This window comes from Bradyrhizobium sp. F1.13.3 (assembly GCF_040548265.1).
Taxonomy (GTDB): Bacteria; Pseudomonadota; Alphaproteobacteria; order Rhizobiales; family Xanthobacteraceae; genus Bradyrhizobium.
In genome coordinates, this window is the sequence record NZ_JBEPRI010000008.1 from 135,809 (window position 1) to 161,350 (window position 25,542).

The following is a 25,542-nucleotide window of genomic DNA, read 5'->3' on the forward strand; positions in this document are numbered from 1 at the left end:
CGCACAGTCTGGAGCGGTAAATTCGTGAGCTGACATTCTGATGGCGTAACGAGTGAGGTGTCGAGATGACCGGTTCACGGCGGAACGTCGACATCGCGATCATCGGCCTGTCGTGCCGAATGCCCGGCGCTGCGTCGGCGGACGAGTTCTGGAAGAACCTGTGTGCCGGGGTCGAGTCCGTCCGGACCTTCTCCGACCAGGAACTGATCGCGGCGGGGGTGGACCCGTCGCTAGTTGCGAACCCCAACTACGTAAAGGCTGCGCCGATCCTGCTCGAGGTCGAGACGTTCGATGCCGGGTTCTTCGGCTACTCGCCCAAGGATGCAACGCTGATGGACCCGCAGCAGCGCTTGTTCCTGGAGGTCTGCTGGGAGGTCTTCGAAAACGCCGGCTATGACCCGACCGACTATCCCGGCAAGGTCGGCGTCATCGCCAGCGCCGGTGGGATCGTCTCGACCTATCTTGTCGCAAAGATGGGCCACCCGGACTTTCCCGGCCAGACCGCAAGCCCCGCGCACATCAACAACGAACGGGATTTCCTCAGCACACGCGTTTCGTTCAAGCTGAACCTCAAAGGCCCGAGCTTCACGCTGCAATCTGCATGCTCCTCTTCCCTGGTGGCGGTGCATCAGGCCTGCCAGAACCTGCGGTTCGACGAGTGCGACATGATGCTGGCCGGAGCCTCTTCGGTCCGTGTCCCTCAGGTCCAAGGATACCTCGCGGAGAAGCGCAACCTCTATTCCCTGGACGGACATTGCCGTCCGTTCGACGCGGCCGGGCAGGGGACGATTTTCGGAAGTGGCGTCGGCGCGGTTCTGCTGAAGCCGCTGGACAAAGCGATCGCTGATCGCGACACGGTCATTGCCGTCATCAAAGGGACCGCAATCAACAACGATGGGTCGGCTAAAATCAGTTTCACCGCACCGAGTACAGGTCAGCAGTCACGCGCGGCGGCCGACGCGCTGGAACTCGCTGGCGTCAGCGCCGACAGTCTTGGCTATGTCGAATGCCATTCGACCGGGACGACCGTGGGCGATCCGCTCGAAATCGAAGCGCTGAACACGGCGTTTCGCAAGGACACTGCACGTAAGCAATTCTGTTCGATAGGGTCGGTGAAGGGCAACATCGGGCATCCCGAGCAGGCGTCGGGCATTGCGGCCCTGATCAAGACGGCGCTGACGCTGCATCACCGGCAGATTCCGCCGAGCATCAATTATCAGGCGCCGAATCCGCGCATCGATTTTGCCGCATCGCCCTTCTTTGTAAACACAACCCTGCGCGAATTTCCGCCTGGCGACTCGCCGCGGCGGGCCGGAGTGAACAGCCTCGGGATCGGCGGTACCAACGCGTTCGCGATCCTGGAAGAGGCGCCGTCGCCGTCGCAGAGCGACGTCCGAACCGCCGACGCCCATCCGCACCTCGTGACCCTTTCTGCCAAGAGCGCGGAGGCCCTGGTCGCCCGTGTCCGCCAGTTGCTGGACTGGCTCAACGAGCATCCCGACGCGCCGATGGGCGACCTCTGCTACACCACGAATGTCAGCAGAAGCCAGTTCGCCTTTCGCTTCGCCGCACGTGTCCTGTCGGTAAGCGAACTGAAGACGCAGCTTACCACTTGGCTGCAAAAGGCCAGTGAGGATGCGGTGCTGCTGCGACGGACCAGCCATGCGCCGGTCGCGTTCATGTTCTCCGGCCAAGGGTCCCAGCAGGCCGGCATGGCGGCGCAGTTGTACCGGACCTCGTCGGTGTTCCGCAATGCCATGGATCGTTGCGACGCGCTTGCGCGTCCGTTTCTAGAAAAGGGCTTGCTCGACGTCATCTTCGCGCGCGGCGGCGACGGCACCCTCGTCAACAGGACCGACTACACCCAGCCTGCGCTGTTTGCGGTGGAGTACGCCCTGACCGAACTGTTGAAGTCCTGGGGCATCACGCCGGACGCCGTGATCGGCCACAGCCTGGGCGAGATAGCTGCGGCCTGCGCCGCCGACGTGTTTGGACTGGAAGACGCAATACGGCTGGTGATTGCCCGCGGCGTGCTGATGCACCGGGTCCCAGGTGGCGGAGCCATGGCGGCGATCTGGGCCGAGCAATCCGTGGTTCGTGCCCTGATTGATCAGGTCGCGCCCGACGTCACGGTGGCGGCGATGAACGGTCCGCTCAACACGGTCGTGTCCGGCGACCGGACTGCATTGAAGCTGCTGCTGGTGGCGCTCGACCGGGAGGATATCAAATATCGAGAACTGCACATCTCCAACGGTTTCCATTCGCAGCGGACCGATCCTATCCTCGACGAATTCGAAGTGGTCGCAGGCGAGCTAACCCACAACGCGCCGCGGCTGCCGGTGATCTCCAATGTCACTGGAGAGCTGATGACCGCGGCGCCTGACAAGATCTATTGGCGCCGGCACCTGCGCGAACCGGTCCGGTTCGGCGACGGGATGCTCGCGCTGGCCAAGCTGGATTGCCGTACGTTTCTCGAACTCGGTCCGCACCCAGTGCTGCTGCCCCTCGCGCAAGCTTGCCTCGGCGACAAGGGGAAGGCCGTCGTCTGGATTGCGACGCTTCATCGTCAAAAGCCTGACGTCTCCGCGATCACCGAAATGCTGGCCGCGCTGTACTTGGCAGGCCTGAGGATCGATTGGGCCGGGGTGCATGCCGGCTGCGCGTGGCGACGCATACCGCTGCCGACCTATCCGTTCCAGCGCCAGCGTTACTGGATCGATGACATGGAGATCCGTGCATCTGCTCCGCCCGTGGAGCGGCCGCATCCGCTCGTGGGCGCGCGCGTCCATTGCAGCACCAGGGAGATCGGCTACGAGGCACGCTACGGCGTGCCGCACATCGAGTATCTGTCCGACCACCGGGTTCTCGGGACCGTGGTTCTGCCGACGACAGTCGAGATCGAAGCAGCGACGGCTGCGGGCCGGATGCACTTCGGCACGTCGCGGATCAGCCTCGACGAGGTCATCCATCATCAGGCGATGATGTTCGCCGATGACGAAGAGCGGACTGTCCGGATTCTGCTCAAGCCGCTCGGACCCGAACGGGCGAGCTTCAGGCTCTTAAGTGCGGCCGCCCACGACCCGGCGGCATGGCAGACTCACATGACCGGCATGTTGCGCAAGGTCGATACGCCGGGCGCGTCGGCGTTTTCCGTGCAGCAAGTCCAGGCGCGCTGCGCGCGAGGCGACGTTGAAACTCTCTACGATCACCTGTTGAAGCTCGGGGTCGAACATGGGCCGGCCTTTCGCGGGGTCTGCGAAGTGCATGTGGGTCGCGACGAAACGCTGACGCGCGTCCGACTGCCGCAGGGTCTCGCCGACGCGCGCTACGCCTTGCATCCGACGTTCCTCGACGCATGCCTGCAAGCCTATCCGCTCGTGCTCGAGGTAGCAGAGCCGCAACGCGATGGTTGGTCCTACCTGCCGATCTCGCTCGCCGGCTATCGCTGCTACCAGGACGGGATCGAAACTGCGTGGGTGCACACCAGGCGGCGCAGCATCGAAAAGGATGGGACGCAGGTGGTGGATGTCGAAGTCTACGATCCGGCGGGGGGGCTGGTGGCCGAGTTTGAAGGCCTCGCACTGCGCAGGCTGCCGCTCGAGGCCATCGTGCCGGCTGATGCCAACCAAAAAATGTTTTATCGGATTGTGTGGCGCGAGACCGCCCTACCGGCTTTGGTCGGCGGCAGGACGGACCGCGCGGCAAGCTGGATCATTCTCGCTGATGCAAATGGTGCCGGTGCATCGCTCGCCAGCAGGCTGGAAGCGCTGGGCCATCATGCCCACCTCGTCCACCGGAGCGACGAATTTCTCCAGCAGGGGCCGCGTGCCTGGAGCGCCAACGAGCGTGACCCGCAGGATTTTCGCCGCCTGCTCGCCCAACTCGCCGAGACCGAGGCGCTGCCGTGCGACGGCGTGGTCTACCTGTGGGGGCTTGATGCGCCGTCGATCGACAATCTGACCTTCGGAAGACTGAAGAGCGCGAGCGAGATGACGTGCCGCGGCGCGCTCGCCATCCTGCATGCGATGGTAGAAATGCGTCCCGCGCGTCCGGTGGGCCGCCTTTGGTTCGTGACCACGAACACGCAGGGCCCGGCAAGCCAATGGCCAGTCGACCCAGTCCAGGCGCCGCTTTGGGGTCTGGGACGAACGATTGCCATCGAGCACCCCGGGCTCTGGGGCGGACTGATCGATATGCAACCGAGCGATCAAGGCTTCGGCGCCGATCTGTTGGCGGCCGAGCTACTTGATCCGGATGGCGAGACCCAGATCGTGCTGTCTGCGCATGGGCAGCGCTACGTTCCAAGACTGGTCGAGCAATCCTTGGCCGAATTGCCGGCGCGGCCACCATTGATCCGCACGCACGCCACCTATCTCGTGACTGGCGGCCTCGGAATGCTTGGGCACAACGTTGCGAGATGGCTGATCGCCAAAGGCGCGAAGCACCTGGTCTTGACCGGCCGACACGCGAGTCCCGAGGTCGTAAGGGAGTTATTCAACGATGCCGAGTTGAAAGCAGCCGATATCCAGGTCGTGGCAGCTGACATTAGCCGTGAGGAGGATGTGAAGCGGTTGCTCCAGACGATCAAGAAGTATCCACCGCTGCGCGGTGTCGTGCATTCGGCTGGGCTGCTGGATGACGGAATCCTGGCTCAGCTCGATTGGGACCGCTTCGCGGCCCTGTTCGAGCCCAGAGTGTATGGAAGTTTTCTGCTGCATGAACACACCAAATCGCTCGAACTCGACTTCTTCATCCTAAACTCGTCGTTGCTGAGTTTGCTCGGCTCTGCCGGCCAGGCCAACTACACCGCCAGCAGTACGTTCCTCGACTCGCTGGCGATGCACCGCCGCGCAACCGGCTTGCCGGCGATGGTGATCAACTGGTGCGCCTGGTCGGAGGGGGGATTGGCTACCCTTTCAGGCGCCCGCGGCGAGGCCATGTTGTCCTCATGGGGGATGCAATTCGTTTCTCCCGAACGCGGGATTCGCCTGTTCGATCTGATGATGCGTCGGGACGTGGATCAGGTCGCGGTGGTGGATGTGGACTGGCCGACCTTCGTCGGCAAAGTTGGAATGCCCCGCTTCCTGAGCGATCTCGTAAACACCGCCGTCGAGCCTCGGAGGCTTGGTTCCGTCACGCTCGCGTCGACCGCGGGTCGCAACGTGAACGGCAGGTCACGCGGGCAACTGTCGAGACGGCTGCACGAACAGATCAAGGAAGAGCTCGGTTTCGTCGAGGATATAGATCCTGATCTGCCACTCAACGAAATCGGGCTCGACTCGCTGATGTCGGTCAGCCTGTCGAACAGCCTCGAGCGGAAGTTCGGCATTCCCGTTCCGATCGTAGAGCTGATCAGAGGGCCGACGATCAACCAGCTCATTGCCAGCGTCTTTTCCGATTGGGAGAACAGCCCGCGCCCGGAGCGAAGTGAGCCTGCGGTGGCCGCGCCCCCTTTCGCATCGGCCGGCGGTATGCCGATCTTCTGGCTTCCGTTGAAGTCCATACCGGCTTCCGAAATTCGACCTCAAGCCGAAAGACCCCCGGCGGAACAGGCGCTGCACCGCTTTCCTCCCGATGCTTCGATCGCCCCGACAACCATCGCCGTTCCGCCTCGAAATGGAATGCATGTGGGGCCCGCCGTACAGAGCATCCTACAGCGGCAAATCATGGCGGAGCTCGGGTTCGACCAACCTCTGGATCCGGATCGTCCGTTGAATGAAGTCGGCCTCGATTCATTGGGCGCGGTGAAGCTTTCGGTCAGCCTGGAGCGGGAATTCGGCATCCCGATGTCGATCCCGGAACTGATTCGGGGACCAACCATCAACGAGTTGACCCAACATCTGAATGAAGCTTTAGCTGCTGCCGCCTCGAAGGAGGCAGCCGGAACCGATCATGAAAGAATGCCGGCTTCGCTCGTCGGCAACGCTCCTGCACATGCCCTCCCGATCTCCGTCACCCAATCAGAGCGAGAGGCTGGCCATCGCAGCGAACCGACACCACTCTGGTCTGCCCCCCATCCCCGCGCTTCCGTCGCTTTGAATATCAATGCCAATGGTTTCGACCCGGGTAGCGCGCCTGTCGGGACGATTGTAGGAGCAGCAGCCGATCGCCCCAATGGCACGGATGGCGATCTTGGGGCCGCGGGCTTGTCCGGCACCAGGACCGCGTCCCAGCCTGGCAAGTGGTTGATCGCGCCGCAACCGAATCCGAACGCCAAGGCGCGACTGTTTTGCTTCCCCTACGCGGGCGGCGGGCTCGCGTCGTTCCGGACCCTCGCGCGGTCGCTGAGCGACCACATTGAGCTGGTGGCCGTCGAGGCTCCTGGACGTGGCACCCGGATCAACGAAACAGCGGTGGGCGACCTCGACACCTTTGTCCGACAGTTGATGCCGGAGCTGCTGGAATCGCTCGACCGGCCTTCGGCGTTCTTCGGCCACTGTCTGGGTGGACTGACGATGTTCGCCACGCTTTGCGCGCTGCCGCCGCAACTTGCGCATTGGATCAAGCACGCATTCGCCTGCGGCGTACGACCGCCCCATTTGCTGCGGCGCCGGGGCGTTTTCGAAGACAACCTGGCCTATGGAATGATGCTGCACCACGAATTCGACGTCAGCGTCCCTCCCTATGCTCAACCGGACGACGTTTTCGCCTACATTATCCGGCAATTCGACACGCCACCCGCCAACAGGATGTTGGAGATACCCAAGCTGAGAAAGGTGTTGCTGCCCACGATCCGCGCCGAGTTCGGAATGGCCTACAATTACCATTACCGGCCTAGCGAGCCGCTTTCATTCCCCATCAGCAGTTTCGTCGGCGAAGCGGATCCCTGGGTGTCGAAAGAGGACTCCGCTGGCTGGGGTGTCCTGACGCGTTCCACGTTCGTCAACCATGTGCGTAAAGGCTCGCACTTCCTGATGGGCGACGACGAAACGTACATTCTGCAGACCATCGAGAAGGAGCTCGCAGCTCCGGCGGCGCACTGACCGGATCGGCCGAAACGCAGAATCACCGGCCGCGATGTCGCGGTCGCGTCGGCCTCAAGGACAATAGCCCTTGCGGTACCTGAACTGCCCTTCTCCGGTGAGCTGGTTCAACGTGTTTCCGTCTTCACCGAGTTCATCGTTGGTACCCAGCGCGTGGAAGCCCCGGCGGAGCCCGAGGGCGTCGAATGGAAGGTAGTAGGCCCGCCCCGAGGCCGCGTGCACCATGTTGGTGCTGAAGTACGGATCACATGCGGCCGGCCGAGCCGTTGTCGCCCCCGGCAAGGTAATGGACGGGAGGCTCTCGTTTGCAGTCTGACCAACTGCCTTGACCTGGTAATAATAGGTCGTGCTCTCCGAGAGCGACTGATCCGCGAAGCTCGCGCCTTGCACCGGTGTGCTGTTCACTTTGGTGAAAGGGCCAGTGCTGCTGGATGATCGATAGATATTGAAACCGGTAGCGGCGCTGTTGGGCCTCCAGACCAGTGCGATCGACTTCTCCGTACTGTCCGGCACCGCGAAGTCCTGCGGCATCCCGAAGGTGTCCGATCCCGATGGCGGCGAGAAATTCTGCGCAAGGCGATCGAGCATCGCCCGGAATGCCTTGATCTGATAACCAGTCTTGCGCGCGAAATCCGCGTTCAGCGGAAGCTGATCGCTGAGGCCCCACCAGTCGGGACATCCTTTCGGATTGAGAATGTCCATCTTGATCGTCTGCGGGTACAGCACGATGATCTGGTTCGTGTCCGCCCATTCGTTGTAGCCGGCGTGCCGGGTGACCGCATCGCCAACTAGTCCGGCATATTGCAGGCAGCCGTGAAACACGACATGCACGCGGCAAATCGATGCCTTTGTCGATGGCTGGGTCGATGGCTGGCATGCGGTCGGAACATAGACGTAGCCCGTATCCGCCAGTGAGATCTCGCCCGAAGTCTTTGCTCCGGTGAATTCACTTTGGTCGAATGCCAGGAGCGCGCCGGTCTGCGCGGTACTGCGCGGGTTCAAGTGGCCGTAAATATGCTCGAGTAGCCGTCCGGCCGCGTCGTATTGGCAGTTGTTGATGAAGCCGGGATTAAGCGCGAGGCACGGCTCTCCATAGTTGTCGGTGACGATTGCGTGCGGAGCCCTGTTGTTCGTCTTGTAGAAGATGTTGGCGGTCGGGACGTATTTCGCATAATACTCCGCGACGGAATCCATCGCGGCGCGCCGCACCTCGCCGTCGTTATAGCCAGAGAACAACCAGATTTTCTGGCGCGGAAGATTCACCGCAGGGTCATCGATGGCACCGGAGACCTGCGCGGCGTCGGCTGTGCGGTCACCCGCAAAGGTGGCGCCGTCGGCCCCACCAAACAGTGGACCGCCGTCTATGCACTTCAGCCCGCGCGCAACCCGTGCAAACACCGACGGCAGCCGCGAGTCGGCGCAATTATAGGCGACACCTGCGATGATGCCGACGCCGCGCATGATCGACGAATGCGCGACATGGATCTGCAGCGCCATGCCCGCCCCCGCCGACACGCCCGAAACCGACGTCTGCTGCAGGTCGGTGCCGTAGGCCGCAAGCGGCGGCGTCTTGACGATTTGGGCGAAGGGCCGGTCGAGCGGAAAGAACAAACAGACCGCGACGGCAACGAGTACCAGAAAGGACGTCACGACCAGGTGTGATCGAGATAATCTCATTGAGGACCCCCGGACTGAAAAGCTAGGTTTCCTAGTGACGAGTCGACGCTGGGCTTCCCGGCGACCGGTATTCAAGCAAACAAGTGGAGTCGTCTCCGCCAAATGATCTGTCTTGACCCCGCGCACAGTATCCCCTTCCGGAGCGGTCGCCAACATTCTATATCGCGTGCTGGTCGTCGTACGAAATCGTCGGTGAGACCGCGCTCGACTTACCCAGCAACGCCGGCAGCCAGGGAGAGAACCGGGGTCTATCCCTGATCGCACCATGGGTGCCGAAACTGCTTGGGTCATTTGTACTAATCGGAATACCGACATGCCGCTTGTCGAGTGAACAGACTCCTTCAACATTTAATACCTACGGTTGCATTATACCTCTGAACGCAAACGTACGCATGGACTGGACGCAACAGGTGAGGCCATACTTCAATGCAGACGCAGAGCCTCGCTACCCTGCCGCCTTGAGCCCGTCGAAAGGGGCGTGTTCCAAAAAAGCGCGGCTGGCGTTGACTTTGTAACAGACGCCGCCGCTGTCATTGGGGCTCCCGGGCGGCATTGAGAACAGGTCGGCCGATATGCGCTGTTCGTCCTGCGGAACCGAGAATCGGAAGGGCGCCAGATTTTGCGCTAGCTGCGGTAAGCTCCGCGCAACAACGTGCGCCAAATGCGAAGCCGCAATTTCTCCTTCAGCAAGATTCTGTGACAGCTGCGGCGCCGCGGTGTCAAGGCCGGCCAGGAAGGGCGCGGGCGTTTCGAACACCGATAGGCCCCCTGCTAGCACCCGCCGCAAGCCCACTAACCGACGTCAAATGTCCCTCTTGTGCTGCGATCTCGTGGACTCCACCGCTCTGGCTCGTAGAATGGATCCCGAAGACCTACGCTACGGCCTCGCGAATTTTCATCGCATCTCGAAAGAGATCATTCATCGCTATGAAGGGTATTACGCCCAATATATGGGCGATGGGTTCATGGCGTACTTCAGTTACCCAGAGGCGCACGAAGACGACGTCTATCGAGCGGTGCTGACGGGACTTCAAATCGTTGAGGCGATCTTACGGTTTAATGTTGAGCTCAAGCAACAATACGGCTTCGAGCTCCAGCTGCGCGTAGGTGTCAATACCGGCCAAGTAGTCGTTGACGAGTTCGTTGTCGGGGATGCGCCAAACGTCGCCGCTAGAGTGCAGGCTGCCGGCATCCCGAACGCCGTCGTCATCACCGAGATAACAAAGCACCTGCTGCCACCCGGCGCGTTTGACTACGAAGATCTCGGCACACGGGAATTGAAGAACGTCGGTCCGCTGCGGTTATTTCGCGTTTTCGATCGCTTAGATCGGCATGAGCTCGCCGCCGACTTACGAGTGGACCGGCCGTTGATCGGACGCAAAAAGCAGCTCGACCTGCTGTCGGAGCTCTGGGAGCACGTGAAGGAGGGAAGTGGCCAAGCCGTCATCGTCAGTGGCGAACCAGGGATTGGGAAAACAAAGCTCGTTCAGCAATTTGAAGCGTTGTTCGGAACGCAGGCCGCGGCGAGCTTGCGTTTCAATGGATCGCCGTTCCATCGTAACACCATGCTGTATCCGGTGATCGAGAATTTTCAGCTCGCCGCAAGAATTCTTCCCGCCGACAACGATGACAAGAAGCTTGCGAAGCTGCAGGCCTTACTCGAACCATTCACCAACGCCACGGAGATGTTGCCTCTCGTCAGCAGACTCCTCGCGATCCCGAGGCAACTGCCGCACTACGTCTCACCGGAGCGCCTGCTGCAACAGACATTCAACGGCCTGATCGAGATTGTCCTGCAGTACGCCAACCGAGGACCCACGCTGCTGGTTTTTGAGGATTGTCACTGGTTTGATGCCACCACGTTGAGCCTCATCGACCGGCTCATTCCACTTGTCGGAAACGAGCCCGTTCTCCTACTATTCACGACAAGGTCCAGCCTCACGCCCCAGCTACAAGAAAAGCATTATCTCACCCAGATAGCTTTGCCTCGACTGCGATCCAACGAGGTCGGAGACCTAATCCAAGCGATTGCAGGAGACAAGATTTTACCGCGTCAGATCAGCACCAAAATTGCCGCCAAAGCGAATGGCATGCCGCTGTACGTCGAGGAGCTAACCAAGATGGTGCTCGACGAAAATGTCTCGAAGAGCACGGCCGACTCGATCGATCTTATGACGGCGCTCGACTCGGCGATCCCCCTGACGCTGCGCGATCCGCTGACGTCCCGCGTCGACAGGGTCAAGGGGCGCAGGGTGTTGCAGCTCGCAGCCATCCTAGGCCGCACGTTTGATTTCGAACTGCTTCTGTCGGCAACGTCTCTCGACGCAGATGTGCTGGCCCGGGAACTACTCCACCTAGTTGATGCAGAGCTTCTTTACCAGAAAGGTCCCTTGCTGCGGTCGGCGTTTTTCGAATTCAAGCACGCCTTGATCCGGGACGCGGCGTACGAGTTGCTTACAAAGGCGGAGCGCGAAACCTACCATCGAAAAGTCGGGCAATTGCTCGAAGAAAAGTTCTCTGAAAGGGCGAAGGCCCAGCCTGAGGTTGTCGCATATCACTATACTCAGGCGCGCATTTACGAGAAGGCGCTGCATTACTGGTACGAGGCAGGCAAACAATCGGCAGACCGTTCGGCGCATAATGAAGCCGTCGGCCACCTGAATCAGGGGCTGAAACTACTATCTAGCATCGACGATTCGAAACTTCGCACCAAGTCAGAGCTCCTACTACAAACGTCGCTCGGCAATTCGCTCAGGGCAATCAAGGGCTGGAGCAATGAAGGTGCAAAGCAAGCCTACATGCGTGCCTTTCAGTTATGCGAGGAAGGCGGCTTCGACGAGCACACCGTGCCCGCCCTTTTTGGGCTCTTCTCGTGGAATTTCGTCCGCTCGTTCCTTGGTGAGGCGCGTGCGCTTTCCGAACATCTGCTGAGAACCGCAGCAAGCATGAGCGACCCGGCTTACAAAGTCATCGCGCACCAAGCCTTGGGCTTTACATTGTTTGCCCAAGGGAATTTTTCGGCTGCTCATGACGCTTTAGAGTGTAGCATGAGCTTGTGCGAGGATAGCAAAACCGCACTCTATCTTCATCTGTCGGGGCAGGACCCATGCGTTCATGTCCGTCTGTACAACGCCATGGCACTGTGGCAGCTCGGCTATCCTGATCGAGCTTTGCGGATGTGCGAGGACGCTGGCGCTCTTGTCGATACCTCGCATCATCCATTCAGCGAAGCTATGGCACGAACCGTCAGTCTGCGCGTGCATCAGTTCCGTGGTGATGCGGCGGCTGTCGCCAGACAGGCCGACTCGGCGGTCGCAGTAAGCGAGGCGCATGAATTCGTACATTATCTAGCCATGAGTCTCATCCTGCGCGGATGGGCACTTGCGAACCTCGGTGAATTTGAAAGAGGAATCGTTGACATGCAGAATGGGTTGGAAAAGCAGCGCGGCGGGGGTGCGCTGCTGTATGAGACCTATGCCCTGGGATTGCTCGCCGACGCCTGCATCAAGAATGGGCGCTATGGTCAAGCGCTGGACTTCTTGAGCCAAGCGGAGCTCAGGCTCGAATCCGAGAGCAACTCCGACCGATTCTACGCGAGCGAGATATACCGCTTGTTCGGCGACGCCTACCTGCGATCGGACAATGATGTAGCCCGTGCGGAGCAGTTTATCTTAAAAGGCCTCGCGATCGCGCGCGAGCAGCGTTCCCGATCGTTCCAACTAAGGCTCCTCTCCAATGCCTGCGCTCTGGACAGGTCACCGCATATCGAATCGTACCGTCAACAGTTGACCGAGCTCTACCTGTCCTTCCGCGAGGGTTTTGATACCGCGGATATGATCAAGGCAAGGGAGAGGTGCGATATTCCAGCGCCAGCAGCATCGAAAGCATAGGCTGCTTCTTGGGCCAGCCGGGGTGAGGTGGGAGCGCCGGCACGCACAAGGTGTACGCCCTGGACCCACATCAATCACTCCACTCTGCGGGACATGATTGATTGTGTTCCTCTCAGTTTGGATATCAGGCTCTTAGAAGAGCGATGGCGCCCAGGTGCGGACTCGGCCCGCCCTCATGTAACCGAAGCAATTTCAAAGACTTAGCGACTCTCCTCCATCTCTCTTTGTACCACCGCTCTGTGCTCGCGTCCACGGCCTCCCACACGGTGTCAGGAGAAGATCACGGGAGGGCATTGCCGGCTCGATCTATAGGGATCTGCACCCATCATCGGCCAAAAATTGGTTCGCAATGTAGTTTTCATTCCAGCGGCACCTCAGGGAGAGAGCAAGACAAGAACAGGCTCTGGCCGCTCCCCGCGTGGCCGATCTACGCGGCTGGCTTGCGGTGGCGTACCCGGGCGGCCGGCGGAGCCCGCGGTGCTTATTGCCACAGTCACTGCCGGATTCCGCTCGGGTTCTCAATGGGCTGTTAGCCAAACGCCTGCATTTGCCTCAACGCAGCCCCCGCTTGTTAGCGGCTTTGAAGCTAAAAATGATGATCGTCATCTTGAATGCACCCTTAGCAGGTGACTCCGTCGTGGCATCACTAAATCAGGCGATACATCGCAAGCCTCAACTGGTCGTCGGCGCCTTCCTGGCCGTCATGATGGCGTGCGTCCTTGGCCTCGTCTCGTGGAAGGCCTCAGTGGCCCGTCAAGCCACCCTGGCCCGGGCTCAGGAGGATTTAGGCAATCTGGCCCGTTCGCTAGCTCGGCACGCAACCACTACCCTCAAGGCCCCTGATGTGGCTATGACCGGGTTGGCAGACTTGCTGAAGTACCAGAGCCCGCTGCCTGAGCGGTTCAATGCCCACCTAGTCGGCACGACCAGCTCTCTGCCGCAGATCCGGGAGATCGGCGTTTTGAATGCGGAGGGCAATTGGCGATACTCGTCCTTCGAGCGCCTACCAGACTACAACAACTCCGATCGAGCGTACTTCGCGCACCATCGAGACGATCCCAGCCCCAAGATGCTCGTGAGCGGGCCGATAGTCTCCAGGACTAGCGGGCAACCATCCATCATCTTGTCGAAGCGGATCAGCACTCCAACCGGGGACTTCGCAGGTGTTGTGGTCGCCGCGATCGACTGCAACTACTTCAGCAACTTCTATTCGTCCTTTGGTGTCGGCGCTCAAGGCGGCATCAGCCTCCTGTCCGCCGACGGAACGATGTTCGCTCGCTGGCCCGTGGTGGAAAGTGGTCGAAAGATCGCCGACACCTCACTGTTCCAGAAGCGCTTGATCGAAAGCCCGAGCGGGTCCTATAAGATCACCTCCCCGTTCGATGGGCTCACCAAATACATCGCATACGAGCTGGACCCCGAATACGCGGTGGTCGTCACGGTGGCGCGATCAGAGAATGAGGTATTGGCAAACTGGCGGACCGATCTAATCTCGGATGCGGTCGTAGCGGTCCTGCTGGTCGCAATCATCGTCGCCATGGCGGCGCTGTTGAGGAGCCAATTCACCTTCAGGACTGGACTCGAACGGTCGCTGCGGGAGCGGGAGGCGCGTCTGCGTTTGTTGGCGGACAACATCGCCGACATCGTGATCGTGATGGACCGAAGGGGATACCTCCGCTACGTGTCACCTTCTGTGGTGGCTGTGCTCGGGATGACCGAGAATGATTTCCTCGGTAGGTCGTGTCTCGACGTGGTCCATGACGACGATCGCGATAAGGTCATGGCTGCGAGCCGAGAATTGAAGCACGCGAACGCCTCCAGCTCTGTCCGGTTCCGTATTCGACGGGGAGATGGGGCGATCGCCTGGTTGGAGGCGCACTTCAAGCTGGCCGAGCAGTCCATCGGCGGCGAGCTGGAGATCGTCGGAACTCTTCGCGACATCACGAAGCAGAAGCGCCTCGAGGACGAGCTGTCATCAGCCAACCTTAGACTGGCGCAGCTCGCGACGACAGACGGTCTGACGCGGCTCGCGAATCGGCGCAGCTTCGATGCCTTCTTGCGGGAGGCCTACGCCAAACATGACATGCTATCGGTTCTCCTGATGGACATTGACCAGTTCAAGGGCTTCAACGACGCGCTGGGCCACCAGGCCGGGGACGGTTGCCTCCAGCGCATTGCCGAGGTGATCGGAAGCGCCACCGCAAATACGGGAGGATTGTCGGCGCGGTACGGCGGCGAGGAGTTCGCCGTGGTCCTGCCCGGCGTGAACGAGGAAAGGGCGGTGAAGGTGGCCGACGCGATTCGGATGCTGGTCGCTCGTTTGCAGATCTACCATCCGCGCTCGCCGCGAAAGTACGTAACGATAAGCGTGGGCGTCGCCGAAAAGCGGGATGCGACCACGGATGAGTTGGCGCTCACCCGTGACGCCGACATAGCTTTGTACCGCGCGAAGGAACAGGGCCGGGACTGCTCGGTATCAAGCTCCTCGCTCGTATCCTCGCGCCTGGAGATGCCGTCGCTGGTGCCCTCACTGCCTGATCTGGAGGGTGCGTGATGAGAGCACCGGTCTAGCGAGGGACACGGCGAGTTGCGTTCGACCGGGCTATTCCGGCGAGCATGATGGCGATCGACGGAACATGGCAGCGCGCTTGCACCTTGAAAGATATATCTGATGTGGGAGCCAAACCTCCTCATCGATGGCTCGGTGGAAGGCTTGCCGTGAAGGAGTTCTTCTGTGTTTCGGCGGGGGGTCTCGACCTTGATCGGCGTGGGGTCCGATCAATCAGATTCAACACAATCAGTGACTTAAAGGGGTTCCGAACGCGCCGATGGGGGTCACTTTTCGGTCAGCATTCACAATCTGCCATCGAGCGTCTCGGCTCCGAGGTGGTTCGATTTCCAATTATTATCAGCCTGTTCGAAACTGATCCCAAAACTTCGTTCGCCGAACGGGTCCAAGCTACGGGTGCGGAGGTCGGTCGCTACGACCCGGTGTTGCGGAGCTATGAGGCTCTCGCAACACCCGAACAGATCCGCATTCTTTCCGGTTTGGATTTCATCCTGTTCATCGAAATCGAGCGCCGGAGCGGCGGTGGACACGATCAGAGCATGGCTACGAATGGAGTCGATTACATCCGTGCGTCCGGCTTCCTGGGTGCGGGAACTGTATTGGGCTTACTCGACACCGGCGCCATGTTGGGAAGTGCGGCCGCAACCATGCACCAAGACCTCAACAAGAACGGTTGCGGGATTAATTTCACGAGCGACGCCGCGGGCGTTTGGAATGATCAGAATGGCCACGGCACTCACGTCCTCGCAACCATCTCCGGAACTGGCACTGCGAAAGCGCGGTTCCGCGGCGTCGCAACTGCGGTCGGTTCGCGTGAGCGCATCCGGGTTGGAAAGATCTGGAAATCGACCAACACCGGACAAAACTCTTGGCTGCGGGACGCGATCGACTACATGGCGGACGCAACCAGCTGCGACGCGCCACGCCCCTCTGTCATCAATCTGAGCGGTGGGGCGAGCGGATCGGGACAGACTGGAACCGATTCCGAATCGCGCAAGCTCGACGCCCGCGTCTGGGAAACACGTCAGGCCTACATCGTGTGCTCCGGCAATAACGGTCCGGGCGCGCAATCGATCTGGTCACCCGGTGTGGCCAAGAATGCGCTCACAGTCGGAAACGTGCAGGACGCGGGATCAAGCTTAGTTGGCGAATTGTCCGGCAGCAGCAGCCGCGGCCCGACCGGCGATAATCGGATGAAGCCGGACCTCGTTGCAACGGGCGCTGTCGTGACCTCCGCGCAGGCGGGAACGACGGATGGTTATACGGATAAGAGCGGATGCAGCATGGCAACGCCACATGTCAGTGGCATCGCGGCTACGTTGCTGGAGCACTATCCTGATTTCAGAGATCGACCGCACTTGCTGCGTGCCCATCTCATGGCTTCCGCTTCGCTGCATTCGGACGAGGTCAGTCCGGCAAACAACACCGGTGGCGGACGCAGTGATTTTGGGCTCGGACGCGTCTCCGATTATCAATCGCATTGGGCGCGCGTCGACCCCAACGGCTGGAGCGGCCATTGGGCGTGGATGACAATCACCGACAAGTCTTGGGGCTTCTTCGACATCGACGTGCCTCGGGGTACCAAGCGGGTCGTCGCTGTGCTTACTTGGGACGAGCCCGAATCGAGCGCAGGAGCGTCACAGGCGGTGACATACGATGTTGACCTGTGGGCCGATCCCGGCGCCAGTTGCACGCCGGACGCAGTTGGACAATGTGGTGGCTGGGCCTCGCAGTCTAATATCGACAACGTCGAATATCTCATCATCGACAATCCGCCTCCTGGCGTTCTCCGGCTCAAAGCAATCAACTGGAGAGCTCCCTCATTTGGCTTGCCGGTGGCAATCGCAGCTAAAATCATTCGCGGGGATCCAACGCCTGCGATTTCGATGACGGCTACGCCGAGCACAACGTCTCCCGCGATCGGCTCGACCTTCACAATCAAGACAACCATTTTCAACCCGAGTTACGAGGCTTATGGGGTTCAGGTGTCGGCGGCGGCAGCGTCTAGCGGTGTAAGCCTGCTCGGGGTCTCGACCACGCGCGAGGATGGGGTGGCAATGGATTTTCCAAACGCGGCCAGCCTCACACTTGGAACTGTAACGGAGGCCGATACGCGCTCCGCCATCTGGAAATTCAGTGCCACCTCGCGAGGTCCGCAGACCGTCCGCTTCAGCGGCCGCTCCAACAACGGCGGCACTGTCTTCAAAAGCGTGACCGTTACACCTTGAGCACCCCGGGCGGACCGTATCCTAGTTTGACCAAAGTCGCCTGAGACACCCTAGTTCAGAGTTCACGGTCGGCCGAATCGCGAATGTATCGCTGTTGAGAACGCGCGAGGGTTCGAGACGATAGGCACGCAATAGCGAACCTCCGGGATCAGCAGCTTCGGACCGGAGGCCGACCTTCGGCAGAGATTGGTCGGATCGGTCGGTTAACGGATTAGTAACGGCTTCTTGCCAGCCTACAACCATTGCAGATCGTCGCAGCCGCGACTTTAGAAAGCATATCGTCTCTCTCAGTTCATACCTGCTCGGTTGGCAGTCTCATCAAGGGACAAGTCCGCTATGTGCAAGGGAATTCTGATTTCGATTAATGCGCTATTCCTTTTGCTGATTTGCGATCAGTTCTGGTCGAACGGCCGCTATACGGATGTTGCTATCGTGATGGCGAAACACATCAGTCGCTCTTTCGGTGTCTGATGCTCTGATGCAGCCAGTTTCCACGACCTCGAAATGACTGACGCAGATGCTCTTGACGCATTGAACCAGAGAGAATGCCCGGATTGCTGGTCAAAAAAGATGTTATCTGGATTGGCGGGTTGACATTGCGGAGCACTTCGAGTGCCTCGCCTGTGAGGCACGCTTTTACGTTCCTCCGCGACCTCCACATGCCATAGTCTTCATCCGACAATAGGCCCATGCGAGAATCAACAAGCGCTTGCCATGGGTCAACAGCGCCTGCCGTCATTGCCGACCACTTACATGCAACCGCGGCAGATCGTAAGCTGCGCTTGAATGCCTCATCTTCTTGCTCAACCAGGCGCTGTGCCGCGATGTTGTCTGCCCCCTAATTTGGCTAGGAAGGTCTTGCTGCGCGGGACTTCATGGTTCTCGCCGCATAACCTGACGTTTCACTTGACCGACGCTGCCGGCCGGAGAGCGTCGGTCCGCGATGACGGCCCGCCATTGGTCTTCGCCGAAGGCCTTGGATTCTTGGCCGGCGCTGGTGACGACGACACTCTGGCCGCCGCGGTTGTCGGCCAGGCATTCTTTGGGTGGCCGGAGGCGCCGGCTCCCGTTCGCTCGACGGCGGAGCGAGCGAAAGCGGCGGAGCGACTAAGTTCTTTGGCGCCCCCCTGCTGGCTCTCATGGACATGATGGACGAGACCAGACATTGCCTATTCGACCAAGGCGTCGCATTGCCGACTGATACAGGCCAATAGAGCTGACTTTTCTTATCCGGCTCGGTTCGACTAAAACCAGCTGGACACAAAGGGACCGCGTCGATTGTCGCGTGGCTAGTCGGCCGACTAACCAGTATTGCCGGGGAGCGAGGTAGCATACTGATATGAACGGGTCATCCCCAGTCAACGAAGGCCTCCTGAATCAGCGCCTCATAGAGCTCGGGTCGATAGCGAGCTGGGCGCCGCAGACCCTCTCGCATCTCGAAGGTTTTATTCGCGCCTCCGGCGACTATGATCTCTTTCGAGTCAATCCTATCCAGTACGCGACTGCCAACGGCCTAAGTGACGCCGAAGGAATCGAGCTGTTCGTGCACGCCGCTAAGGTTGGGCTATTCGAGATGCAGTGGCTGCTCATCTGCGCCTACTGCCCGCAGGTCGCCGGCACTTTTCGTGAGCTAGACCAGGTTCATCCACGTTTCCAATGCGAATTCTGCAATGCCCTCAATGAGGCGGCGCTTGACGACTACATCCAAGTCACCTTTACCGTCTCGAGTTCGATTCGCGACATCCTATATCGTCATCCGGACATGCTGTCCGTCCAGGACTACTATCTCCGTTACAACTTCTCCAAGGACTTCAAGCCCCCGCACGGAATGACACACGAGCAACTCGTTGCGGCACTCTCGCGGGGATTCGCCGATATCGAGGCGGGTCAGCGGTTGATATTTGAACTCGCCGTAACTGCCGGTCGTTTCGAGGTGCTCGATCTTAGCCATAAACTTCTTCTGGTTTTCTTCGCGAACGGTGAACCGGCGGAACGCCAGGAAACGCTTGTCCAACTCGAATCGGGCCGGTTCGTTACGGATCGACCCACTAAACCGAGAGATATGATTCTTGGCGACGGACGCTTTGCGTTTCGACAGACGGCCGATCTTAGCCCAGGCAAACACATCATCCACATTGAGAACCGCACCAAGGATCGTGGCCGCTTCTGGTTTCTCCAATACCCTTTCCAGTTCCAGCCCCATCTGGTCGAGTATGAACCTTTTCTTTCCGGTAAGCGATTGTTGCTGACGCCCTGCTTCGGCGAACTGTACAAGACCCAGCTGGTGGACGAGCGCGAAAGCCTGGCCGTCTCCGACGTCACCTATCTGTTTACTGATCTAAAGGATTCGACGCCGTTGTACGAAAACATCGGCGACGTGAACGCTTATTTTCTCGTTCGTCAGCACTTCGACATCTTGAATAAGATCATCAAGATTCGATCTGGCACTATCGTGAAGACGATCGGTGATGCAGTCATGGCTGCCTTCGGGCGTCCCCAGGACGCGGTTCTTGCATCCGTCGAGATGATCGAAGAGCTGTCGCGTTTCAATCGGACTGCTTCGCAGCCGCTCGGCCTCAAAATCGGCGTGCACAGAGGCAGGGCCATAGCCGTAAGGCTCAATGACCGGATCGACTACTTCGGACAGGACGTGAATATTGCCGCCCGTGTGCAAGGTCTAGCCGGCGTCAACGAAATCTGCCTGACAGAAACGGTGATGGAGGCTCCTGGAGTGAGTGACATCGTCAAAGGATGCTCGGCATCGCGCGACTACCAAAATTTGAAGGGCATCGGCCAAAAAATGGAAATACATCGTATCAAAATTCATCCGGCGCAGAGATAGAGGACCGCGCGCGTCCGGCAAAGCAGACCGATTGTCGGCTGCGGTTTAAGCGCCAATTTCGCGCCACTGCGCGTATATTCCGGGCGAACGAGGCCAGCAGGCATCGCTGTGTCTGCATTCCCAAGCAGCGCCATTGTTCGGAGATCCAACCTGGAGTGACTAGGTTCGAGCCAGGGTGCACACGCAAGCAGCGCAACGTTCGCATTTGTACGACATCGAAGCCATACTTTGCATGTGCGCGCAGGTGAAGCCGACCTCTGCGTCTTGGAGAGAGTTAATCGTCTCAAGCGTTGAAGGCTCGGCTCTCTCTCCCTCCCTCTCTCTCGGCAAATGGCGTCGCTTCTGCGTCGCAACATCTCCGATAACCACGTTACCGTTTTTAATCTACCTTTACCGATCTACTAAGAATTCCGGCTTCAAGATCGTCTCGAATGGGAGACGACCCATGCCGTTGATTAAATATTTCGGGTTTGTCGGCAGCGCCCTTGTCCTTTGGCTGGTCGGATTGGGGTGGTGTTTGCCGCAGCAGCAAGTGATGGAACCTACCGGTGGCTCGACCGAAAGGCCCGCCATAAGGATAGCCTCGGCCGAACGGGTGCCCGAGCGGGTCGTTATCGACACGAGTTTTCCGACGATCGTCTCGCCGCCGAGCGTACTGGAGTTTGCTGAACGATGGCCACAAACAGCTGTTGCAGCTGTCGTGCCTCCTCCCAAGATAGCAACTGCGACGCCGGTTGGGGACGTACCGACAAAGCCGACTCTCTCAAACCGAGAGCGTTCGAAAAAGCTTGCTGTTCATCAATCAAATACGAATATCAAATCCTCAAGGAACGACAAAGCAACAACCTCACCTGCAGTCGCTGAATTGTCTCTGTTGGACAGCTTGAAGGAAGGGTTAGGGCAAGCCCAGGAAAAACTGGTGGCGAGCCTCGAAAGCGTGACAACCAACGCTTCGAAGTCTCGGCTCGAAAAACGGCGATGATGCTACTGCCCAACATCGTCGTTGGGGGCTGACCGCGATTGTACCTACAGAAATTCGGAACCCGACAGATGAGGCACCTGAAGGGGAGCAAGTGCTCCTCGAGGGAGATACTGCACCAGCACGAGGCTGCCTTGTCCAGCCTGCGAGCGCTCCGGTCCTGGCGATCTGTCGGAGGGTTCATCGTCGAACTGAAGCGCAACGATTAACGACGGCTGATGAGGGCCTTTGATGATCCCGGCCCGGTCAACTAAGTGGCTGGGGAACGATGAAAGCGAGATGCGGCGCCATGCATAATGTTTTCCTTGGCATCACCTTCGCCGGAGCCCTGGTGCTCGTCTTCCTCTCTTATCGCACTTCAGAGGATAATCGAGTGATCGTCGCCTGACGATCCGTTGCACTGCTTGCGAGGAACTTTGGCTTGTCGCGGTTTCTTCCAAGTGTGTGAGCCATCTCTCACAAGATTGCGTCGAGTCTGGCGTAAGTTTGGCGTGTAGGTCGCCTTCCGCAAACATCGTGGAGATCGAAATGGCCAAAAATCCAACGGGCTCTGCAAGTGACCGTCTTCCGCATCCATTCAGCGAATTGCTCGCCGCCACCACCGTATCGCCGCAAGCCGAGTTCCTCGTGCACAGCGTAAAGGTCGTTTGCGGCAGACAAACCGAGACGAACTGCTGCTGTACCGCAGGCGCCCGGCCCGGCGTGTACGCGACCGAGGTCAACATTCAAAATATCACCGGTCAGCCGGCGCAGGTCGCGAAATTTTTCGTACCCTTGATCAACGCGGGCGCCGTTATTGGACGCGAGCCCAAATTCGCCGATCCAGCTAAAATCTCTCAACACACCGGCGAGCTCATCACCCTTCCACCGCTGGCGGCGACGATGGACGATTGCTGCCACATCGCGGAATTGCTGCTCGGCGGTCCGCCAAGCGGAGAGTCGGCGCTCACAATCGGCTATCTCACGATCGGGAGCTTCTTCGAATTGGCTGTCTCTGCGGTCTATACAGCGACCCCCCTGAGCGGAGACGGCATCAGCCTTGATGTCGAGTACATTCTGCCGCGGCGGCTGGGACGTGGCCCGGGTCAAGGCTGAACCGCCCGACAGAACAAAGGTCATTGCGAGGTGTTGGCCCCTTTGCGCACGCTGGGCGGTCTTCCTTGCCGAGGAAATCCACCTCAGCGGAAATTGGGCCTACCTCCCGATAGGTCCGCGTCGCGCGCAAGCATTCAGCTTCGTTTGAAGAAGATCCGAGCTGCTGCGCGAGCAAGAACGGGGATTCGCAAATCCTTGTTATGGAAGAAATCGGCCGGAGGCCGATCGACCTACCACGAAGGCGCGCCAAGCACATTGCGGAAGCCAAAGGCACCGCGTCCCACGGATGCCACCTTACCGGGATTGGCGCCTCCCAAATTAGAGCCCCGGGCAAGAGCTTAGCCGACGACGTCTGTAACGGCTGAGGATTTTGACAAGAATCTGCTGGGTTGTCTCCAACGAAACTCTCCGCATCACGGCCATGGTCAACGCATGTCCTCAGCGACTCGAGCCAAAATGGCCGATTGTGATGTTGCGGATTTATGAAAGGTGATGAGCAGCGTCCTTGTCATGTCGCCGCCCAACTTCTCGGCCTCGCCACTCTGACGTACTCACCTGTCGAACCCGTAGGCTCAAATTTTGTTTTCCGAAACTTTGCCGGCGATCACTGACCCATCTTCCCCGGAATTTGATCGCTATCTGTCGGGCGGGCAGGACGAGAGTTTGCGCACGATCTCAACGCCCCTGTTTTGATCGTCGTTCTTGCGCAGGCACTTGAGTCGCTTGGAATCACGCAACAGGGCGACACCGCCGCCCGGAGCGATAGCCTTCGCACCTGCAGCAACGATCCTCGTTGCTTAAAATCGGTCTGCCGATAAGCTTTCCATATTGTCGCCAGTTCATTTAAGCACCTTTGGAGATTGCTTTGACGAACGACACAGCCGTTTACGTCGTCGGTCGCGTCGATCCAACTACCCGCAGCAAGGAGTGGGCCGGCCGCATGGGCACGCGACGCACCATCGCGAGAGATGGGCTTACCATCGATCCTGCATCCCTCGCCTATTGCCGGCACGAATGGCTGAACGGAAGCGGTCACGTCGATATCGAGCGGGTACGAGAATTCCCGTCGATGTTCACGCTCTGAGCATCAAGATGAACCGGCAGCCTCCTCCGGAAGAGACAGTCGGCCGACTGCTAGGCCGCCTCGCAAGACGAGGTCGGCCCGCTCGAGTGCTTTCGACAACGCCTCACGCGACCGACAGCAACCCGAACCGCGAATTCGCGGAAACCGATCAGTCAGTGGTTTGGTTCTTCGTCTTCTTACCGATCTTCGTGCTGCTCTACGCGATAGTCGAGAAAATGCACGTTAGATAACGCACTCGGCGGCCGCGCGTCGATCTCAAGTCGCAAACGTCCTTAGTCGCATCGCTTGAAGATGCCCTGCTCTAAACTAAATCCCGATCACACCAGTGATCCCTGAGTGCATTCCGCTGGGCAACTCGTATCAGGTCGACCGTTGAAGCAATGGGGGTACTTTCTCTTATCGCGTTAACGTGGAAAGTGAACTAACTAGGTCTGCCGGCGCGTAAAGCTTCTTTGACTGCTTTCTGATAGGGCGAGGAAGCCAATAGCTGAAACAGCGCTCGTGCCGCCCTATATCTCGCCTCGGCCCGACTGCGCTCTCGGCCTTCTACTAAGCATTCGCCCGAGCTTGTCCGAATGAACCAGCCCCAACGTCGTCCCCTGCGTTGAACATCGATGTCAAAGGTTGGCAGATCACTGGTTCTATTCCGACAGAAGTTGCGTTCGTAGCTGTTCATGAATACGGGCTCGTGCACAGCGAAACTCGTGAACAGCGGACCGGCCCGCATTGCCCAAGAGGGCGGTCGCTACGAGCCCCTGTAGGACCGTGGCCAACTTCCATGATGGTCATGCTCTCGCCTTGCCGAAGTGGGTCTCGCGGGGCTACCCCAACCCCTTGATAAGGCGAATATCCTGAGGCAGCATGGCCCAATTGGGCTATGCCTTTAGAGGTGCTGCGGCACATTCGACGACGTCGGAATGGTGGATGGAACCCTTTGATCTGCAGCGACTTAGCCGCGTGTTGGCCGCCGCCGCGATCGATCCCTCTCTCTGGACAGAGGCATTGCAGACGGCGGCGGAATGCACAGGGTCGTATGGCGCGGTCCTGTTACCAGTTGTCGGAGCATTGCCTATCGTTGCTGCTACTCCTTCCATGGATCGCAGCGCAAATGTTTACGTCAGTGACGGATGGCAAGGCCGCGACGAGCGCTACCGGGGGAAGGCCGCCTTCTTGGCCAATGGAGTGGCGACAGACGACGACTGCATGCCATTAGACGCACGCAAGCGTTCGCCTTTTTATCAAGAGTTCCTTCGGAACTGTAATCTTAGCGGTTGGGCAGGCGTCCGGATCGGCCGGGGAGATCTAGTTTGGAATTTGAGCCTACAAAGGACGCCAGAACAAGGTTCTTATTCCGCGAGAGAGTTGCGAGCTCTTTCCGAGCTGTCCAACAGTTTGGATTCGGTCGTTCAGACTTGCGCAGCGCTCGGCCTGGCAAAAGGGGAATCAGCACTAAGTGCCTTCGATTTCTCAAAGCGCGCGGCACTTCTGCTTGACCGGTCGGGCCACGTCGTTCGCGTCAATCCGGCGGCGGAGCGACTAATCGGATTGGATCTGCAGATTTCGGCAGGACGCATTCGCTGCCAAGATCCGAAATCAAATGAGCTCCTGCACAACGCGATCAGAGCTCTGTTCTGGAGCGTTGAAGCCTTCACTATCGCGCCCATAGTTCTGCAAAAGGTTTCAGGCGGCCGACTTGTCATCTACCCGATGCGGCTTACTGGTCTAACCGACTCTCCCCTTTCCCTCTTCCACGCAATACTAGTTATCTCCGACACCGACCTAACGCAGTCAGCAGGTATGATGACTCTGCGCGAGGCCTTTGAGCTGACGGCCGCAGAATCCCGACTTGCATGGGCTCTTGCGAGCGGCAAGGATTTGGAAAGTTTTGCGGCAGAGCGAGGGCTTTCTAAGCAGACCCTGCGCAATCAATTGAAGTCTGTTTTTATGAAGACGGGGACAAACCGCCAGGCTCAGTTGGTGATGATGCTGTCGAACCTCGTTCCGGAGAAGTGATGACTCCAGCTTAGCGACGCCATCTATCACACTTAAGAACGATTGAACGATTGACGTCAATCTTCGAGCGCCATGGTGCCGCAGGCCGGCAACGCTCACTTCCGCCATTTGCGCGATTCCGGACTTATCCAAGACGATGCTAAGTGCGGCCACGCGCCCTGTAGTACTGCCCGACGACGTCG

10 protein-coding genes and 1 pseudogene are annotated in these 25,542 nt (G+C 59.3%); 9 read left to right on the plus strand and 2 right to left on the minus strand.

Going from position 1 to position 25,542, the window contains the following annotated elements:
* Positions 1-65: 65 nt before the first annotated feature.
* Positions 66-6,983 carry an SDR family NAD(P)-dependent oxidoreductase gene (locus tag ABIB66_RS22395; protein ID WP_354255701.1) on the plus strand — a complete coding sequence of 2,306 codons (6,918 nt, stop codon included), beginning with the start codon at positions 66-68 and terminating at the stop codon, positions 6,981-6,983.
* 54 nt (positions 6,984-7,037) lie between these two features.
* On the opposite strand, the gene ABIB66_RS22400 is transcribed toward ABIB66_RS22395, so the two are convergent.
* Positions 7,038-8,633 (minus strand): extracellular catalytic domain type 2 short-chain-length polyhydroxyalkanoate depolymerase, encoded by a 1,596-nt coding sequence (locus tag ABIB66_RS22400; RefSeq protein WP_354208760.1) that lies wholly within the window; start codon positions 8,631-8,633, stop codon positions 7,038-7,040.
* Positions 8,634-9,232: 599 nt separating this feature from the next.
* On the opposite strand from ABIB66_RS22400, the gene ABIB66_RS22405 reads away from it, so the two are divergent.
* The 6 genes from ABIB66_RS22405 to ABIB66_RS22430 all read left to right on the plus strand — a co-directional run bounded on the left by ABIB66_RS22405 (position 9,233) and on the right by ABIB66_RS22430 (position 22,263).
* The gene (locus ABIB66_RS22405) at positions 9,233-12,550 is read left to right on the plus strand and encodes an ATP-binding protein (RefSeq protein ID WP_354208761.1); all 3,318 of its coding nucleotides are present in this window, start codon (positions 9,233-9,235) and stop codon (positions 12,548-12,550) included.
* Between the two features lie 592 nt (positions 12,551-13,142).
* Entirely contained in the window at positions 13,143-15,104 is a 1,962-nt protein-coding gene (locus tag ABIB66_RS22410; protein WP_354208762.1) for a diguanylate cyclase domain-containing protein, read from the plus strand.
* A gap of 62 nt (positions 15,105-15,166) precedes the next feature.
* Positions 15,167-17,347, plus strand: a complete 2,181-nt coding sequence (locus ABIB66_RS22415; RefSeq protein WP_354255704.1) for a S8 family serine peptidase — start codon at positions 15,167-15,169, stop codon at positions 17,345-17,347.
* A 1,339-nt stretch (positions 17,348-18,686) separates the two neighbouring features.
* Complete coding sequence (locus ABIB66_RS22420; protein ID WP_354208764.1) at positions 18,687-20,189, plus strand: adenylate/guanylate cyclase domain-containing protein; 1,503 nt, start codon at positions 18,687-18,689, stop codon at positions 20,187-20,189.
* A 445-nt stretch (positions 20,190-20,634) separates the two neighbouring features.
* On the plus strand, positions 20,635-21,171 hold the full coding sequence (locus tag ABIB66_RS22425; RefSeq protein WP_354208765.1) for a hypothetical protein: 537 nt from the start codon (positions 20,635-20,637) through the stop codon (positions 21,169-21,171).
* A gap of 525 nt (positions 21,172-21,696) precedes the next feature.
* Complete coding sequence (locus ABIB66_RS22430) at positions 21,697-22,263, plus strand: hypothetical protein (RefSeq protein ID WP_354208766.1); 567 nt, start codon at positions 21,697-21,699, stop codon at positions 22,261-22,263.
* 578 nt (positions 22,264-22,841) lie between these two features.
* Here ABIB66_RS22430 and groEL read toward each other — a convergent pair.
* Positions 22,842-23,060 (minus strand): annotated as a pseudogene (gene groEL, locus ABIB66_RS43625) (chaperonin GroEL); the annotation flags it as partial.
* A gap of 68 nt (positions 23,061-23,128) precedes the next feature.
* Here groEL and ABIB66_RS22435 point away from each other — a divergent pair.
* On the plus strand, positions 23,129-23,347 hold the full coding sequence (locus tag ABIB66_RS22435; RefSeq protein WP_354208767.1) for a hypothetical protein: 219 nt from the start codon (positions 23,129-23,131) through the stop codon (positions 23,345-23,347).
* A gap of 924 nt (positions 23,348-24,271) precedes the next feature.
* Positions 24,272-25,360 (plus strand): helix-turn-helix transcriptional regulator, encoded by a 1,089-nt coding sequence (locus tag ABIB66_RS22440; protein WP_354208769.1) that lies wholly within the window; start codon positions 24,272-24,274, stop codon positions 25,358-25,360.
* Positions 25,361-25,542: the final 182 nt, after the last annotated feature.